The organism is Parvibaculum sp. MBR-TMA-1.3b-4.2 (assembly GCF_053628815.1).
This window is the reverse complement of record NZ_JBRJHC010000001.1, coordinates 2,138,818-2,155,614: the sequence shown is the minus strand read 5'-3', so window position 1 is coordinate 2,155,614 and position 16,797 is coordinate 2,138,818. Positions and strand designations below refer to the sequence as shown.

At 62.5% G+C, this 16,797-nt stretch carries 17 protein-coding genes; all 17 read left to right on the top strand.

The window, feature by feature from the left end:
* Window positions 1-191 precede the first annotated feature (191 nt).
* The 17 genes from ACSSVQ_RS10325 to nusA all read left to right on the top strand — a co-directional run bounded on the left by ACSSVQ_RS10325 (window position 192) and on the right by nusA (window position 16,773).
* Complete coding sequence (locus ACSSVQ_RS10325; RefSeq protein WP_293329052.1) at window positions 192-749, top strand: NifU family protein; 558 nt, start codon at window positions 192-194, stop codon at window positions 747-749.
* 88 nt (window positions 750-837) lie between these two features.
* The gene (locus tag ACSSVQ_RS10320; protein ID WP_454182832.1) at window positions 838-1,431 is read left to right on the top strand and encodes a malonic semialdehyde reductase; all 594 of its coding nucleotides are present in this window, start codon (window positions 838-840) and stop codon (window positions 1,429-1,431) included.
* 15 nt (window positions 1,432-1,446) lie between these two features.
* On the top strand, window positions 1,447-2,190 hold the full coding sequence (gene tsaB, locus ACSSVQ_RS10315) for a tRNA (adenosine(37)-N6)-threonylcarbamoyltransferase complex dimerization subunit type 1 TsaB (protein WP_454182830.1): 744 nt from the start codon (window positions 1,447-1,449) through the stop codon (window positions 2,188-2,190).
* Between the two features lie 25 nt (window positions 2,191-2,215).
* Window positions 2,216-2,632 (top strand): ribosomal protein S18-alanine N-acetyltransferase, encoded by a 417-nt coding sequence (gene rimI, locus ACSSVQ_RS10310; RefSeq protein ID WP_454182828.1) that lies wholly within the window; start codon window positions 2,216-2,218, stop codon window positions 2,630-2,632.
* A gap of 202 nt (window positions 2,633-2,834) precedes the next feature.
* The gene (locus tag ACSSVQ_RS10305) at window positions 2,835-3,314 is read left to right on the top strand and encodes a Fur family transcriptional regulator (RefSeq protein ID WP_454184681.1); all 480 of its coding nucleotides are present in this window, start codon (window positions 2,835-2,837) and stop codon (window positions 3,312-3,314) included.
* Between the two features lie 83 nt (window positions 3,315-3,397).
* Entirely contained in the window at window positions 3,398-4,267 is an 870-nt protein-coding gene (locus tag ACSSVQ_RS10300) for a lysophospholipid acyltransferase family protein (RefSeq protein ID WP_454182826.1), read from the top strand.
* Window positions 4,268-4,483: 216 nt separating this feature from the next.
* Entirely contained in the window at window positions 4,484-5,896 is a 1,413-nt protein-coding gene (miaB, locus tag ACSSVQ_RS10295; protein WP_454184680.1) for a tRNA (N6-isopentenyl adenosine(37)-C2)-methylthiotransferase MiaB, read from the top strand.
* 79 nt (window positions 5,897-5,975) lie between these two features.
* The gene (locus ACSSVQ_RS10290; RefSeq protein WP_293329360.1) at window positions 5,976-7,037 is read left to right on the top strand and encodes a PhoH family protein; all 1,062 of its coding nucleotides are present in this window, start codon (window positions 5,976-5,978) and stop codon (window positions 7,035-7,037) included.
* Window positions 7,034-7,642, top strand: coding sequence for an rRNA maturation RNase YbeY (ybeY, locus tag ACSSVQ_RS10285; RefSeq protein WP_454182823.1), 609 nt, complete (start codon window positions 7,034-7,036; stop codon window positions 7,640-7,642). The genes ACSSVQ_RS10290 and ybeY overlap by 4 nt, the downstream gene beginning before the upstream one ends.
* Before the next feature lie 32 nt (window positions 7,643-7,674).
* A complete protein-coding gene (locus tag ACSSVQ_RS10280; protein WP_454182821.1) occupies window positions 7,675-8,790 on the top strand; it encodes a hemolysin family protein in 1,116 nt (371 codons plus the stop codon).
* Between the two features lie 9 nt (window positions 8,791-8,799).
* Window positions 8,800-10,482 carry an apolipoprotein N-acyltransferase gene (gene lnt, locus ACSSVQ_RS10275; RefSeq protein WP_454182819.1) on the top strand — a complete coding sequence of 561 codons (1,683 nt, stop codon included), beginning with the start codon at window positions 8,800-8,802 and terminating at the stop codon, window positions 10,480-10,482.
* 177 nt (window positions 10,483-10,659) lie between these two features.
* Window positions 10,660-11,040 (top strand): helix-turn-helix domain-containing protein, encoded by a 381-nt coding sequence (locus tag ACSSVQ_RS10270; protein ID WP_454182817.1) that lies wholly within the window; start codon window positions 10,660-10,662, stop codon window positions 11,038-11,040.
* 248 nt (window positions 11,041-11,288) lie between these two features.
* Window positions 11,289-12,455, top strand: coding sequence for a methionine adenosyltransferase (metK, locus tag ACSSVQ_RS10265; protein WP_293329365.1), 1,167 nt, complete (start codon window positions 11,289-11,291; stop codon window positions 12,453-12,455).
* A 61-nt stretch (window positions 12,456-12,516) separates the two neighbouring features.
* A complete protein-coding gene (gene trmB, locus ACSSVQ_RS10260; protein WP_454182814.1) occupies window positions 12,517-13,242 on the top strand; it encodes a tRNA (guanosine(46)-N7)-methyltransferase TrmB in 726 nt (241 codons plus the stop codon).
* A gap of 149 nt (window positions 13,243-13,391) precedes the next feature.
* Entirely contained in the window at window positions 13,392-14,351 is a 960-nt protein-coding gene (locus tag ACSSVQ_RS10255) for a class I SAM-dependent methyltransferase (RefSeq protein WP_454182812.1), read from the top strand.
* Between the two features lie 135 nt (window positions 14,352-14,486).
* Entirely contained in the window at window positions 14,487-15,089 is a 603-nt protein-coding gene (rimP, locus tag ACSSVQ_RS10250) for a ribosome maturation factor RimP (protein ID WP_454182810.1), read from the top strand.
* Window positions 15,090-15,117: 28 nt separating this feature from the next.
* Window positions 15,118-16,773, top strand: coding sequence for a transcription termination factor NusA (gene nusA / locus ACSSVQ_RS10245; protein ID WP_454182808.1), 1,656 nt, complete (start codon window positions 15,118-15,120; stop codon window positions 16,771-16,773).
* Window positions 16,774-16,797 lie beyond the last annotated feature (24 nt).

The following is a 16,797-nucleotide window of genomic DNA, read 5'->3' as shown; positions in this document are numbered from 1 at the left end:
AGCGTTTGTCCAAGGGTCGTCTCCCCGGTTTCCGGAGACGAGATATGACCAAGCGTCACAGTCGGGCTTTTTCCTTGATTCAAATCCCTCGCAGCGCCATTTAAGACGCAGGAAAACTTTGCTAAACCGCGACGAGACAAGGGGTTTTGAACGACCCCCCTCACGACGCGGCCAATCCGGAGCGCAAAACCATGTTCATCCAGACCGAAGCGACCCCCAATCCCGCGACATTGAAGTTCCTGCCGGGCCGGGACGTGATGGGCGAAGGCCGCGTGGCCGACTTCGCAGACGCCGAGGCCGCCGCCGCCTCGCCGCTGGCGCGCCGCCTGTTCGAGGTCGAGGGCGTGACGGGCGTCTTTCTCGGCTCGGATTTCGTCACCGTGACCAAGGCCGAGGGCGAGTGGCAGCATCTGAAGCCCGCGCTTCTCGGCGCGATCATGGAGCATTTCACCTCCGGCGCGCCGATCCTTCACGAAGGCGGGAACGGGGCGGACGTTCATGCCGCGCATGAAGGCGATGACGGGGAAATCGTCGACCAGATCAAGGATCTGCTCGATACGCGCGTGCGCCCCGCCGTGGCGCAGGATGGCGGCGACATCACCTTCCAGGGATATGACAATGGTATTGTCTATCTGAACATGCAGGGCGCCTGTGCCGGCTGCCCCTCTTCCACCATCACCTTGAAGCGCGGCGTGGAAAACATGCTGCGCCATTATGTGCCGGAAGTGACCGAAGTCCGGCAGGTCTGATCTTTCGCCCCGGGCAACCGTCCGGGGCTTTTCTTTCAGGCGGTCCGAATAGCCGCCGATCCACACCAGTTACAGCAGGGGGAAGCCGATGAGCGGCAAGCTGAACGACGAAGCGCTCGATCTCATTTTCCGTGAAGCCCGCACGCATAATGCGTGGCAGGACAAGCCCGTCACCGACGAGCAGCTCAAGGAAATCTACGATCTCTTCAAATGGGGCCCGACAAGCGCCAACATGTCGCCCGCCCGTATCGTCTTTGTGAAATCGGACGAGGAGAAGGAGCGCCTCCTGCCCGCCCTGATGGAAGGCAATCGGGAGAAAACGCGTCAGGCGCCCGCCACCGCCATTATCGGTCATGACGTGAAATTCTATGAGCGCCTGCCTGAACTCTTTCCCCATGCGCCGGACGCAAAGACCTGGTTCAACTGGTCCGACGAATGGGCCGAGATGAACGCCTTCCGCAATGGCTCGCTGCAGGGCGCCTATTTCATGATCGCGGCCCGCGCGCTGGGCCTCGATTGCGGCCCCATGTCGGGCTTCGACATGGATGCCGTCAACGAGCTCTATTTCAAGGGCACCGATGTGAAGGTGAACTTCATCTGCAATATCGGCTATGGCGATCCGGCCGGCCTCTTCGAGCGCAGCCCGCGGCTGCCCTTCGACGACGCCTGCAAGATCGTCTGACGGCGGACCCGGCTTTTGATCCTGCTTGCATTCGATACCGCGCAAGGCGCTCTTTCCGCCGCTCTCTTCGATGCGGGCGGGGAGGGTGAGCCGGTTCTCCTCTCACATTTCTTCGAGGTCCGTGCGCGCGGTCATGCCGAGCGCCTTCTTCCCGTGCTGGAAGAGGTGCTGGCGGAAGCGGGAACGGGCTTTGCCGATCTCGATGCGCTGGCGGTGACGGTGGGGCCGGGGACGTTCACAGGCCTCAGGGTCGGCCTTGCCGCCGCGCGCGGCATCGCGTTGGCGCGCAAGCTGCCTTGCGTCGGCGTCACCACGCTGGAGGCCGTTGCAGCGCCTGTCGAGCTGCATGGAAACGAACGTCTGGCGGTTTCCTTCGATGCGCGGCGGGAAGAAGTCTATTTCCAGATCTTTGAACAAAATCAAGGGGCTGTGACGGAGCCGGCCTTGTTGCCGCTGGAAATTGCTGCGGAAAATGCTGCGCAGCATAAAGCTGCAGCAAAACTCTTCCTCGCAGGCACCGGCGGACCGCTTCTGGCCGAGCGTCTTCTGCCCCTGGGCGTGGAGACGCTGCCTGCGGAAACGCGGCCCGAGCCCGATGCGCGCGCCGTGGGGAAGATCGCGATCCGCCGCATTCGCGCGCAGGGGCTGGATGCTTTCCGCGTACCGCCCGCGCCGCTCTATATCAGGGCGCCCGATGCAAAACTGCCCGGCGGTCTCACGCTGGAAGAAGCGCAGGCGCAGGGCCGGATCCGTGGCTGACATACGTCCGGCGAAGGCTGGAGAAATGGCGGCATTGGCGGCACTTCATTCCCGCGCCTTCGACGAGGCCTGGGACGCGGCCTCCTTCGCCCGCCTCCTCGCCATGCCGGGGGCCTTCGCGCTCCTTGCGCATGAGGAAGGCACCCCGTCGGGCTTCGTGCTGGTCCGGCTCGGCGGCGGCGAGGCGGAGATCATCACCATCGCTGTCGACCCCGATTGCCGCCGCAAAGGGCTTGGCCGGGCCCTGATGAACCGCGCGGGTGCGGAAGCGCTGGCCAGGGGCGCGGAGGTCGTGTTTCTGGAAGTGGCGGAGGACAATGCCCCCGCCATCGGGCTTTACGAGCGGCTGGGCTTTGCGCCCGTGGGCCGTCGCCCGGCCTATTACGACAGGCCCGGCGGCAGGATTGCCGCCATCTCCATGAGGCTCGATCTGCCCGGTTGAGCGGGCCCGGTCACCGATGCGTCGCGAAATCGTTGCAGGATTGATGTCTATTCAGGCGTGACAATGCGCCTCGGACGGGCTTGGCTGCCCGGGAAAACCCATCTATACCCCTGTTTTTGCCGGGGTTTTTGCGATAGCGAAAGCCGATCACCTCTTGGTGACAAGGCAGGTTGCGATCACCTAATATGGCGCCATGAGTGACATGAACACATCGACGGAAACCATCCGTCCGGAAGATCATCCTTCTGATCCGCACAGGATCGAAAATCTGTGCATCAAGGCCGGCATGCGCATGACCGATCAGCGGCGGGTCATTGCGCAGGTTCTGTCCATCGCGACCGACCATCCCGACGTGGAAGAGGTCTATCGCCGGGCATCCAAGGTCGATGACAAGATTTCGATTGCCACCGTCTACCGGACGGTTCGCCTGTTCGAGGAAGCCGGTATCCTCGAGCGGCATGATTTCCGCGACGGCCGCTCGCGCTACGAACAGGTGACGGAAGATCATCACGACCACCTGATCGATGTCTCGACGGGCCGGGTCGTCGAGTTTCAGAACGACGAGATCGAACGCCTGCAGCGAATCGTGGCGCGTGAACTGGGTTACGACCTTGTGGACCACCGCCTCGAGCTTTATGGAACGCCCCTGAAAGACAAGTCTCAGGACAAGAAGCAGGATTAGCGGCGGTCGATGACGGCACGTCGCGCTCAACAGGGAAAGGGACGGCGCCCCCGCCGCCAGTGGCAGGGAGCCGGAATGACGCTATGGGTACCTTGCGCGCGACAACACTACTGACGGGTTTCATCCTGTCCGCGCTCGTTCTGATGCCGGTTCAGGCGGTGGCCCGCAAGCTCCGCCTTCCCGCTGCGAAGACGATCCCGCTCCATTATCACCGCTTCCTGTGCCGTCTCATCGGCATCCGAGTGATCGTGCGTGGCGAGCCGCATAAAGAAGGCGCCTGCCTGTTTACCGCCAATCACACCTCCTGGCTCGACATCCCGATCATGAGTTCGGTCCTGCCGATCTCCTTCGTCGCCAAGAGCGAGGTCGCGGGCTGGCCCTTTTTCGGCACGCTGGCACGCCTCCAGAACACGGTGTTCGTGGAGCGCGAACGCCGGACCCGCACCGCTGAATCGCGCAACCTCATCCATTCGCGCATCGCCGAGGGCGACAATCTCGTGCTTTTCCCCGAAGGAACCTCCAGCGACGGCAATCGCGTCCTGACCTTCAAGAGCGCGCTGATGAGCGTGGCGCAGCTTGCGGTCGTGAATGGCGAGGACGATCGCGAGGACGATCTCGTCGTTCAGCCGATTTCGGTCGCCTATACCAACCTTCATGGATTGCCCATGGGGCGCCACAACCGGCCCTTCTTCGCCTGGTATGGCGATATGGAGCTGGTGCCCCATCTCTGGGCGGCCTTCAAGAAGGGCCCGATCGACGTGGTGATGGAATATCACCGCCCGGTTACGATCCGGGAAATCGGCAACCGCAAGGCGCTGGCCAATTATTGCGAGGCCTGTTGCCGGATCGGGCTTGCGCGCGCGCTGACGGGCCGTCATGTTCCCGGTCCGGAGGAGGCCGCAGCCGACCAGCCGTCGGCCCGGCCCGCCCCCGCGGCGGCTCTCGCCCGATAATGGCGGCGCCCGGAAGGACGGCACCTCCGCAACATCGCATCCGGCGAACCCCCTCTCCCGCTGCTGTCGCGAACGTGATAGCGTTTGGGTCTACAGATCATATGCGGGCCGACCGGCCATGCATGGAAGAAGAGGGCGGTCCCGAAGAGTTGCTCAACGGTATGAGGAAACGAGCACCCATTGTCTGACACTTCAGCGTCCGAACAGCCAACGCATCTGGAAGGCACCGGCCCCGAAAGCAGTGACCGCCCCACCGGTGCGCCCGCCCGCAAGATTTTCATCAAGACCTATGGCTGCCAGATGAACGTCTATGACAGCGCCCGCATGGCCGATGTCATGGCGCCGAAAGGCTATGCCGAAGTCGATACGCCGGAGGAGGCCGATTTCATCCTCCTCAACACCTGCCATATCCGCGAAAAGGCTGCCGAGAAGGTCTATTCGGAACTGGGCCGTCTGCGATTGCTCAAGGAGGAGAAGGCGGCAAGGGGCGAGCGCCTGATGATCGGCGTCGCCGGGTGCGTCGCCCAAGCCGAGGGCGAGGAGATGCGTCGCCGCGCGCCCGCCGTCGATCTCGTGGTCGGCCCCCAGACCTATCACCGCCTGCCCGAATATGTGGCCCGTCTCGACAACGGCTCGCCCGGCATCGTCGAAACCGAGTTTCCCGTCGAGGCGAAATTCGAGAGCCTTTCCATGGCCGAAACGCGCAAGACGCTTGCGCGGGGGGCGACCGCTTTCCTCACCGTGCAGGAAGGTTGCGACAAGTTCTGCGCCTTCTGCGTCGTGCCCTATACGCGCGGCGGCGAGTATTCTCGTCCGGTGACGCGTCTCCTCGATGAAGCGAAGGCACTGGCCGATGCGGGCGTGCGCGAAATCACGCTGCTTGGTCAGAACGTGAACGCCTATCACGGCGAAGACGATGCCGGCCGCGACACCACGCTGGGCGGTCTGATCCGGCGGCTGGCGGAAATTTCGGGTCTTGAACGCATTCGCTACACGACCAGCCATCCCCGCGACATGGATGACGAACTGATTGCCGCCCATGCGGAAGTCGACAAGCTGATGCCCTATCTGCACCTGCCGGTTCAGGCGGGCTCCGACCGCATCCTGAAGGCGATGAACCGCAAGCATACGGCGGAAAGCTATCTGCGACTTATCGAGCGCATTCGCGCCGCGCGCCCCGACATCGCCATGTCCGGCGATTTCATCGTCGGCTTCCCCGGCGAGACGGAAGAGGACTTCCAGGCGACGCTCGACCTCGTGAGCGAGGTGAAATACGCGCAGGCCTATTCCTTCAAATATTCCCCGCGCCCCGGCACGCCCGCGGCGACGGAGGAAGACCAGCTTGCCGAAGAGGTGAAGTCGGAAAGGCTGCAGCGTCTGCAGGCGCTGCTGAACGAACAGCAGCTCGCCTTCAACCGCGCCTGCGCGGGCCGGTCCATGCCGGTGCTTTTCGACCGGCGCGGCCGGGGCGAGGCGCAGCTCGTGGGCCGCAGCCCCTATCTGCAATCGGTGCATGTCGACGATGCGCCGGAAGAATTGTTCGGCCGTCTGGCCGAAGTCGTAATCGATGAAGGTCACGCCAACAGTTTGCGCGGCCGCATCGTTGAGAAGGCAGTGCTGACCGCCTGAGCGGGACCTCCCGCAACATGGCCACCAGGGATGAGCGCATTTGAGTGCAACGGGTGGACGACGGAACGAGACCGGAGGAATGACAAGTGTCTCCAGCGCATCGGGTGGCGGCGAAAGCCTCGTCCTTGCGTTCGACGACAATTCCCTCCTGACCGAACTCTTCGGTGCCAATGACCGGCATCTGGCCCGCATCGAACAGGGTCTCGATATTGTCGCGACCTCGCGGGGCAACAAGCTGGTCATCACCGGCACGGCGGAAGCGCGCGACCAGGCAGGCCGCGTGTTCAAGGATCTCTATGCCCGTTTGAAATCCGGTCAGGATGTGAATGCGGGCGAAGTGGACGGCGCGATCCGCATGGCGCAGTCCAGCAATGTCGAAGCCGCGGCCGAGGCGCGCGAGCCGGGCGGTCGTCTTCAGGTCGTCACCAAACGGCGGACGATTACGCCGCGCTCACAGACGCAGGCCGCCTATATCGATGCGCTCTTCAACAACGAGCTCGTCTTCGGCGTCGGTCCGGCGGGCACGGGCAAGACCTATCTCGCCGTTGCCGTCGCCGTTTCCATGCTGCTCCAGAAACGCGTGGACCGGATCATCCTGTCGCGTCCCGCGGTCGAGGCGGGCGAACGTCTGGGTTTCCTGCCCGGCGACCTGAAAGAGAAGATCGACCCCTATCTGCGCCCCCTTTACGACGCGCTTTACGACACGCTGCCGGGCGTGGAAGCGATGAAGGGGATCGAGTCCGGCGAGATCGAAGTGGCGCCGCTGGCCTTCATGCGCGGCCGGACGCTTGCCAATTCCTATGTCATTCTGGACGAGGCGCAGAACTGTACGCCTGTGCAGATGAAGATGTTCCTGACCCGTCTGGGCGAGAACAGCCGCATGGCCATCACCGGCGACCCGAGCCAGGTGGACCTGCCTCTGGGGGCCAAGTCCGGCCTCAAGGATGCGCTGGATGTTCTCGACGGCGTGCAAGGCACGGCCACGGTGCGGTTTTCCGATGTGGACGTGGTGCGTCATCCGCTCGTGACACGGATCGTCAAGGCCTATAACTTTCATGAACGCGGTCTGCTCGACACGTCGAATCATGGAAATGACGGCCCGAAGCCGGGCGAGCAGGGACACCGAAAGGATGGCAAATGAGCGCGGGTGACCCCCCACGCGGGAACGGACATTCGGGAGGCGGCTCCGGCGACGCGCCGCCATCGGGCGATCATACCCGTCCGAAACGCTCCACCCCGGCGCGAAGTCCGGTTTCCGGACTGACCATCGATATCGTTCGCGAAGCAGGTGACTGGGACGGCGGCACCGCCGAAATCGTCAGGCGGGCGGCGGAGCACGCCTATGTGGTCGCAGGCGACACCGAGGGCGCGGAGCTTTGCGTGGTGCTGGGCGACGACAAGCTTGTCCAGGCCCTGAACCGGACCTATCGCGGCAAGGATGCCCCGACTAACGTGCTCTCCTTTCCCTCCATGGAAATGCCCGGCATGGCCGGCGGCGAGCCCCTTCTGCCTGAAGAGAGCGCCTTGCTCGGCGATGTAGTGCTCGCCCGCGAAACCATTGCGCGCGAAGCCGTGGAGCAGCACAAGAGCCTCTCCGACCATCTCACCCATCTTGTCGTGCATGGCGTGCTGCATCTTCTTGGCCATGACCATATGGAAGACGAAGAGGCCGAGGAGATGGAGGCCCTGGAACGCGACATTCTCGAAGATCTGGGCATCGCCGATCCCTATGCCTCCCAGCATTGAAACCCGGAACGGCTCTCTCTTTCGCAAATCCAATGGCTGACACCACCGACAGACCCGAATCCTCCCAGTCCGCATCCGCAAGGCACGATAGCTCCGAGCGCAAACCCTCCCGGGCGAAGTTCCGCTCCTGGCTGATGGCGCTTTTCGGCCTGGGCGGCAATGGCGACCATACGCTGCGCGATAGCCTGGAAGAAGTTATCGAAGAGCATGACGACACAAGGCGCAGCCTGACCGAAGAAGAGCGCCATATGCTCATCAACATTCTGAGCTTCGGCGAACTCCGGGTGGAGGATGTGATGGTGCCGCGCGCCGACGTGGTTGCGGTGGAAGAAGGCGCGTCGCTGGAGGAACTTTTTCAGCTCTATACCCAGTCCAGCCATTCGCGCATGCCCATCTATCGCGAGACGCTGGACGACCCGATCGGCATGGTCCACATCAAGGATGTGATGGCCTATCTCGCCGTGCCCTGCGCGGAGAGGCCCGGAACAGGAAACGCGACCTCCGCGGACGGCAATGGAGAGACCGGGGACGACGAGGGGATCGGCGCCGGAAACGACAAGGCCATCGCTCTTTCCGGCAACCGGTTCGCGCTGCGCGACATCAGGCGGAACGTGATCTTCGTGCCGCCCTCCATGCCCGCGCTTGATCTTCTGCTGAAGATGCAGGCGACGCATATCCATATGGCGCTGGTCATCGACGAATATGGCGGCACGGACGGCCTCGTCTCGATCGAGGACCTCGTCGAGGAAATCGTCGGCGACATCGAGGACGAGCATGACATCGAAGCAGGGCCCACGCTGACCAAACGTCCCGACGGCACCATCGACGCCGATGCACGCTGCGAGGTGGAGGAGCTTGAGGAAATGCTGGGCCTCAAGCTTACCGACGAGGAAGAGGAAAACGACGTCGATACGCTGGGCGGCCTCGTCTTCTCGCTTGTCGGCCGGGTTCCGCTGCGCGGCGAACTCATCAGCCATCCCGCCGGGCTCGAATTCGAAGTGAAGGATGCCGACCCGCGCCGCATCAAGAAACTGCGCATCCATCTCGCCTCGCGCCGGTCGACGGAAAAGAGCCTTGCCGAGGCGGAGGCGGGCAAGCCGGAAAACGCATCGCCCGGGGCCGCGGGCGAACCGCTTCAGGAAGGCTGAGCCGGGTTCATGAAGATCGAGGAACGTCTGGACTGGGCGGCACGCCATGTCGAACGGATTGCCGACAGGTTGTCGGAAATGCGCCGCTGGCACCGTCTCGGGACGGCCTTTCTCGCGGGCGCGCTGAGTGTCCTCGCTCTTCAGCCATTCGGGTTCTGGCCGATCCTTCTGTTGACGGTTCCCGTGCTGGTCTGGTTGCTCGACGGGGTGGGGGAGCCGGTCCGCGCCCGCCGTCGCAAAGTCCTCGGCAAGGCCTTCTTCACGGGCTGGTTCTTCGGCTTCGGCTATTTCTTTTTCGGTCTCTACTGGGTTGGCGAGGCCTTTCTCGTTCAAGCTGATAAGTTTGCCGTCTTCCTGCCTTTCGCGGTCACGCTCCTGCCGGCAGGCATGGCGATCTATGTCGGGCTGGCGGCGATGACCGCCCGGCTTTTCTGGTTCGCGGGTTATCGGCGCGTCGCGGTGCTGGCGGTGAGCTGGACCGCTTTCGAGTGGTTGCGCGGCATCCTCTTCACGGGTTTTCCCTGGAACCGGGTCGGCGAAAGCCTCGTCGCCTCGGATGCCATGATGCAGGCAGCGGCCCTTGTCGGTGCGGCCGGACTGAGCCTGATCGTCATGCTGGCGGCGGGTTCGCTTGCCGCCTTCGATACGCGCATGCCGGCAAGGCGCGTCGGCGCAAAGCCGCATAACGGGGCGGAGCATTTCGCCCCGCTCGTTGTGGCCGGGGTGGTGCTGGCACTTGTCTGGGTAGGCGGTGCGGTGCGTCTCGCCTCCGCCGACACCGCCTATAACGGCAATTATTCGATCCGCATCGTGCAGCCCAACACGCCCTTTGCTACCAGCAAGGACAACCGCAACGAGCGTATCGTCTCGATCATCGGCAAGCTTTTGCGCATGAGTGCTGAGGCGACCCGCAAACGCCCGCTCGGGCCCGATGGCGACACGATCGTCGTCTGGCCGGAAGACGCCGTGGAAGTGCTGCTGGCGCGCGAGCCTTATGTCCTCTCGGCCATTGCCCGCATGCTGCCGCCCGGCGCCCTGCTCATTACCGGCGCCAATCGCGGTGAGCCCGCGCCGGACGGTCCCCCCGACAGGCTTCGCCGTTTCTACAACAGCCTTTATGTCGTGGGTTCCGACGGCAAGGTGCGGGCGGTCTATGACAAACATCACCTGGTGCCGTTCGGCGAATATGTTCCCTTCCGTCATTTCATGGCGAAGATCGGTTTCGAGAAGCTCTCCCATTTCAGGGGCAGCTTCGATACCGGGCCGGGCCCGGCCACGCTTCATGTGAAGGGCATGCCGCCGGTCGGCCCGTTGATTTGCTACGAAGTCATCTTTCCGCGTGAAGCGGTCGTGCCGGGGGACCGTCCCGACTGGCTGGTGAACATCACGATCGACACCTGGTTCGGCACGACGAGCGGTCCCTATCAGCATCTCGCGCAGGCCCGCCTCCGGGCGGTGGAACAGGGGTTGCCGCTGGCGCGGTCGGCCAATAACGGGGTTTCGGCCATGATCGACCCCTATGGGCGGTTGCTCGATACGCTGCCGCTGGACACGCAGGGCGTCATCGATGCGCGTTTGCCCGCGGCCTTGCCGCCAACGCTCTACGCCCGGCTCGGCGATGGATTTGTCCTGTTTCTAGGCATTTTGCTGTTCCTGCTTTCCGCATGGCGGAGTCCGTCTTTAAAGGCGTGATGAAAGCCCCCTTTGCCGCTGTCTATCCCCACCCCCAGTTGCGTGACGCAACTTCCCAGTGCTATCGGTTGTAGCGTGGCCGGGTGGGGCACACGGATGTAGGCAAGGTATCTGGGGGCTTGTGTGAGCAGAAAACCGCCGAATCCTGTCGATATTCATGTCGGCGGAAGAATACGAATGCGTCGCATGCTGATTGGCATGAGCCAGGAAAAGCTGGGCGAATCCCTGGAGCTCACCTTTCAGCAAGTCCAGAAATATGAGAAAGGCTCCAACCGGGTAGGAGCCAGTCGCCTCTATCAGATCGCTCAGGTTCTGGGCGTCCCCGTTTCCTATTTTTACGAGGGGCTCGAGGCCGCATCCGCCGCCGATAAAGGCCCGGATACGGGCTTCGACTTTGAATTGCTCTCCACGACTGAGGGCATTCAGCTCAACGCTGCTTTCTTTTCGATCAGTGATCCGAGCCTGCGAAAAAGGCTGCTGGACCTGATTAAGCTATTGGCAAATAGGGAAGAAATCGATTCTCCCCTTGAGCAGGCGTCGGCTCTGGCGAGCGACTGACACAAAATCGATATGCACTTATGTGCATATCTTTTTACACAGATGTTGACCCGGCAGGCGATCCTTGCAAGAACCTATGGCGTGTCTGGCGCTGCATCTGGCTGCGCCGGCCGCATCGAAAGAACCAATAACGCCCGTACCCCCGGCGGCCATCCTAGTGGATGGGCGCGGAAGCGGGTCTGAGCGCGCCGGGCGGAGCCATTTCCCCTGCGCTGCATGACACTCATCTCGAAACGAGGGAGATAAATTTGGCACGGTCAAATTTCCTGTTCACCAGTGAATCAGTTTCCGAAGGGCATCCCGATAAGGTTTGCGACAGGATTTCCGATTCCGTGCTCGATCTTTACCTTTCGGGTGATCCTTATTCCCGTGTGGCCTGCGAATGCCTGACCACCACCAACAAGGTGGTGCTGGCCGGCGAAGTGCGTGGCCCGGAATCGATCACCAAGGAGCAGATCGAGGAAACGGCTCGCCAGGCGATCAAGGACATCGGATACGAGCAGGAGGGCTTCCACTGGAAGACCGCCGACGTCGAAGTCCTGCTGCATGAGCAGTCCGCCCATATCGCGCAGGGCGTGGACGCTGCCGGAAACAAGGACGAAGGCGCTGGCGACCAGGGCATCATGTTCGGGTATGCCTGCACCGAGACGCCGGATCTGATGCCGGCGCCGATCGACTATTCGCACAAGATCCTGAAAAGCATGGCCGAGGCGCGTCACGCCGGCGGCACGCTTCTGGAGCCGGATGCGAAGAGCCAGGTCACCATGACCTACGAGAACAACAAGCCGGTTGGCGTGCGTTCCGTGGTCGTGTCGACCCAGCACAAGGAAGAAGCCAAGCAGGAAGAGCTTCGCGAAGTCGTGCGTCAGCACGTCCAGAAGGTTCTGCCCGATGGCTGGTTCCCGCCGGAAGACGAGTTCTACGTGAACCCCACGGGCAAGTTCGTCATTGGCGGACCCGACGGCGACGCGGGCCTTACGGGCCGCAAGATCATCGTCGACACCTATGGCGGCTGGGCGCCCCATGGCGGCGGTGCCTTCTCCGGTAAGGATCCGACGAAGGTTGACCGCTCGGCGGCCTATGCGGCGCGCTATCTGGCGAAGAACGTGGTCGCGGCCGGCCTGGCCGATCGCTGCACCATCCAGCTCGCCTATGCGATCGGCGTGTCCAAGCCGCTGTCGATCTATTGCGATCTGCACGGCACGGGCAAGGTCGGTGAGGAAGCGGTCGAAAAGGCCGTTGCCGAATGCATGGACCTCAGCCCCCGCGGCATTCGCGAGCATCTCGAGCTCAACAAGCCGATCTATGCGCGCAGCGCCGCTTACGGTCACTTCGGCCGCAAGCCCGACAGCGATGGCGGCTTCTCCTGGGAGAAGACGGACATTGCCGACAAGATCGCAGCCGCCATTAAGTAAGCGGTTGATCGCGACCGGCGATTGAGCCATTACGGCGCCCATGAAAAGCGCCGACCGCGATATGAAAGATTTGCCCCGCCCCTCGCCCGAGAGACGTCATGTCTACGGGCGGCGGCGGGGCAAACGTTTACGTGAGCATCAGAACGATCTGATGGAAACGTTGCTGCCGCGCGTTTCGGTGCCGCTCGATGACAAGGCGCCGCTCGATCCGGCAACGCTTTTCGAGCCGGCGACGAAGGAGATCTGGCTCGAAATCGGGTTCGGGGGCGGCGAGCATCTGGTCTTTCAGGCCGGGCGGAACCGCGATGCCGGGATTATCGGCTGCGAACCCTTCATCAATGGCGTGGCCAAGCTGCTGGCCGAGATCGAGGCGCAAGAGCTTTCCAATGTGCGTGTCCTGAGCGACGACGCCCGCTTTCTTCTCGAAAGGTTGAAGCCGGAAAGCCTGTCGCGCATCTTCATCCTTTATCCCGACCCTTGGCCGAAAAAGCGCCACAACAAGCGCCGCTTTATCAATCCTGAAACGCTGTCCCTTCTCGCCCGTGCGCTGAAGCCGGGCGGGCGTTTGCGCTTCGCCAGCGATATTCCCGACTATGTCGGCTGGACGCTCGCGCGCATCCTGCGTCACAACCGGGAGAGGGAAAACGGGCAGGGGTCCTTCGAGTGGCAGGCCGAGCGTCCGGCGGACTGGCGCACCGCGCCGGAAGACTGGCCAGGCACCCGATACGAGGAAAAAGCGGTCCGCGAAGGCCGGACGCCCGCCTATCTGGACTTCATTCGCCTTTAGCTCCGGCGCCACACATAACAATCTCCGCTTTAGACCGATGACCCGCCTTTCGCGCGCTTATCAGGTTGGTGGATTACGGCCCTGTCGCTAGACTTTAGCCGCCGCGCCAGTCTGTTCGGGCCCGTGATCGCGATCTTTGGAGTAGCAAGATGGACATTTTGAACCTCGCGGTCTGTCCACGCTGCCATTCGCGTGTCGAACGCCGGGATGGCGGGATTTTCTGCACCGATGCGGGTTGCGCCCTGAGTCGGGAAGGTTTTCCGGAGACGGGTGGGCAACCCGTGCTGGTCGATTTTGAGAACAGTATTTTCTCGCGCGAAGATGTGAGTTCGACCGCAGGCGGTCTCGACGATCGGCGGGTTTCGGGGCCCCGGAGCCTGCCGAACCGGGTGAAATCCCGGCTGCTGGGTGTCAATCAGGTGGCTCATCAGGCCGCCGCCTATTTTTCCCGGCGGCTGAAATCCAGACCTGATGCGAAGCTGCTTGTGATTGGCGGCGGCACGATCGGCAGCGGTATGGAAGCGCTTTACACCGATCCCGGCTTTCATGTCGTCGGTACGGATGTCTATGCCTCTCCCGACACGCTACTCGTTGCCGATGCCCACCGTCTGCCCTTCCCCGATGCGAGTTTTGACGGGGTCTGGATTCAGGCGGTTCTCGAGCATGTCCTCGAGCCTCATATGGTGGTCGCGGAAATCCACCGGGTTTTGAAGCCGGAAGGCCTTGTCTATGCCGATACGCCCTTCATGCAGCAGGTTCACGAGGGCGCTTATGACTTTTCGCGTTTCACGTTGAGCGGCCATCGCTGGCTCTTCAGGCGGTTCGACCTCATTGCTGCCGGGCCGGTAAAGGGTGTCGGTACCAGCCTCAACTGGTCGCTGCGCTATTTCATCCGGGCTCTCACGCGGAGTGAGAAACTGGCGAAATTGACCGGATTTGCCTTCTTCTGGCTGAGATTTTTCGATGGATTGGGTGATTTCGGCATGAATGCCGATGGGGCAAGCGGCGTATATTTCATCGGCAGCAAATCGGACCGGGAACTCTCCCCGGAGGAAATCGTTGCGTTCTACCAGGACCGCCGCGCTTTGCACCGATTGGAGGCCTTGTAGGCCGCCCTTGCCAGAGCAAGGTTTTTGGGCCTATAAAGAGCCCAATTGATGGCGCTCTTACAGAGTGGGTCGTCTCCGGAAACGGGGGCCCGCTTTTTTTGTTTTTAGAGCCCCGTTTTGGCAATTGGAGCCGGGATGAACGCGACAGCCGCCAATTCGGCAGCAGGCGACGCAGAGGGCGAAAACGGGACGGACGATCCGCGTCTCGACACCCATCTCATTGCCGCGCCGGGCATTCCGCGGCGGATCTTCGAGCTGATCCGACCCACCGCGGCCGATATGGGCTATGAGATCGTGCGCGTGCGCTACGGCCTGCAGGACGGGCACACGCTGCAGATCATGGCCGAACGTCCCGACGGCACGATGGTGGTGCAGGATTGCGAAGACCTGTCCCGCGCCGTGTCTGCCTTGCTCGACGTGGAAGACCCGATTTCGACGGAATACAACCTCGAGCTTTCCTCTCCCGGCATCGACCGTCCGCTGACGCGGCCGAAGGATTTCGAGCGCTGGGAAGGCTTCGAGGTGAAGCTGGAACTGGGCGAGCCGGTGGATGGCCGCAAGCGGTTCCGGGGAGAATTGCAGGGCTTCGAGAGCGATGAGGTTCTCGTGGCCTGCGAAGTGGAAGGTTTCAGCGAGCCGCAAACTCTGGGCTTTGCTTTCGAGCAGGTCGCAGACGCTAAGCTCGTCATGAACGACGATCTCATCAAGGAAAGTCTGAAAAGGCAGGGCCGCGGCTGATCGCGGACCCCCCGACGGAGAAAAAGACATGGCAACGGCAGTGAGCGCCAACCGGCTTGAACTTCTGCAGATCGCGGATGCGGTGGCCCGGGAAAAGTCGATCGATCGCGAAGTGGTGCTGGAAGCGATGGCGGAAGCCATTCAGAAGGCGGCGCGTTCGCGCTACGGCCAGGAAAACGAAATTCGCGCCCGCATCGACCCGAAGACCGGTGACATCCGTCTTGTGCGTCTTCTGGAGATCGTCGAGGCCGTCGAAAACGACGCCGTGCAGATCGACCTGAAATCGGCGCAGCGCCGCAATCCCGCCGCCGCCGTCGGCGACCTGATCGAAGACGAACTGCCGCCGGTCGATTTCGGACGTATCGCCGCGCAGACCGCCAAGCAGGTCATCGTGCAGAAGGTGCGCGATGCCGAGCGTGAACGTCAGTATGAGGAATATAAGGACCGCATCGGCGAAGTCGTGAACGGCATCGTCAAGCGTGTCGAATACGGCAATGTGATCGTCGATCTCGGCCGGGGCGAGGCCATCGTTCGCCGCGATGAATTGCTGCCGCGCGAAACCTTCCGCAATGGCGACCGGATCCGCGCCTATATCTACGATGTCCGCCGCGAACAGCGCGGGCCGCAGATCTTCCTGTCGCGCAGCCATCCGCAGTTCATGGCCAAGCTCTTCGCGCAGGAAGTGCCGGAAATCTATGACGGCATCATCGAGATCCGCGAAGTTGCGCGCGATCCGGGCAGCCGCGCCAAGATCGCCGTGCTGTCGAACGACAGCTCCATCGATCCCGTCGGCGCCTGCGTCGGTATGCGCGGCAGCCGCGTGCAGGCCGTAGTGAACGAACTGCAGGGCGAAAAGATCGATATCATCCAGTGGTCGCCCGACAATGCGAGCTTCATCGTGAACGCGCTGGCGCCTGCCGAGGTGGTCAAGGTCGTGATGGACGAAGACGCGCAGCGTATTGAAGTTGTGGTTCCCGATGACCAACTCTCTCTTGCGATCGGCCGTCGCGGCCAGAATGTGCGTCTGGCTTCGCAGCTGACGCATTGGGACATCGACATCCTGACCGAGGCGGAAGAAAGCGAACGCCGCCAGGCCGAATTCCAGAGCCGCAGCACGATGTTTGCCGATGCGCTCGATGTCGACGAGATGATCGCCCAGCTTCTGGCCTCGGAAGGTTTCTCCTCCATCGAGGAAGTGGCCTATGTCGATCTCGACGAAATTGCCGAAATCGAAGGCTTCGACGAGGAGACCGCGCAGGAAATCCAGACCCGCGCCGTCGAGGCTATCGAGAAGCAGAACGCCGAATATGACGAGAAGCGTCGCGAATTGGGCGTGGCCGACGAGCTGGGCGAAGTGCCGGGCGTGACGCCGCGCATGCTGGTGGCGTTCGGCGAAAACGATGTGAAGACCGTCGAGGATCTGGCGGGCTGCGCCACCGACGACCTCATGGGATGGAACGAAACGGTGAATGGCGAGCGCCGCCACGAGGACGGCATTCTCGAAGGTTTCGACATTTCCGCCGAGGAAGCCGAGGAAATCGTGATGCGCGCTCGTGTCACGGCCGGCTGGCTCACCGAGGAAGACCTTGTGAAGCCGCATGAGGCGGAAGAGGGCGAAGAAGAGGATGACAGCGTCGACAATCCGGTCGACGAAAACGAAGTGGAGCAGGACTCGCAGGCCTGATCGGGGCGACCCCATCGGCCCGAG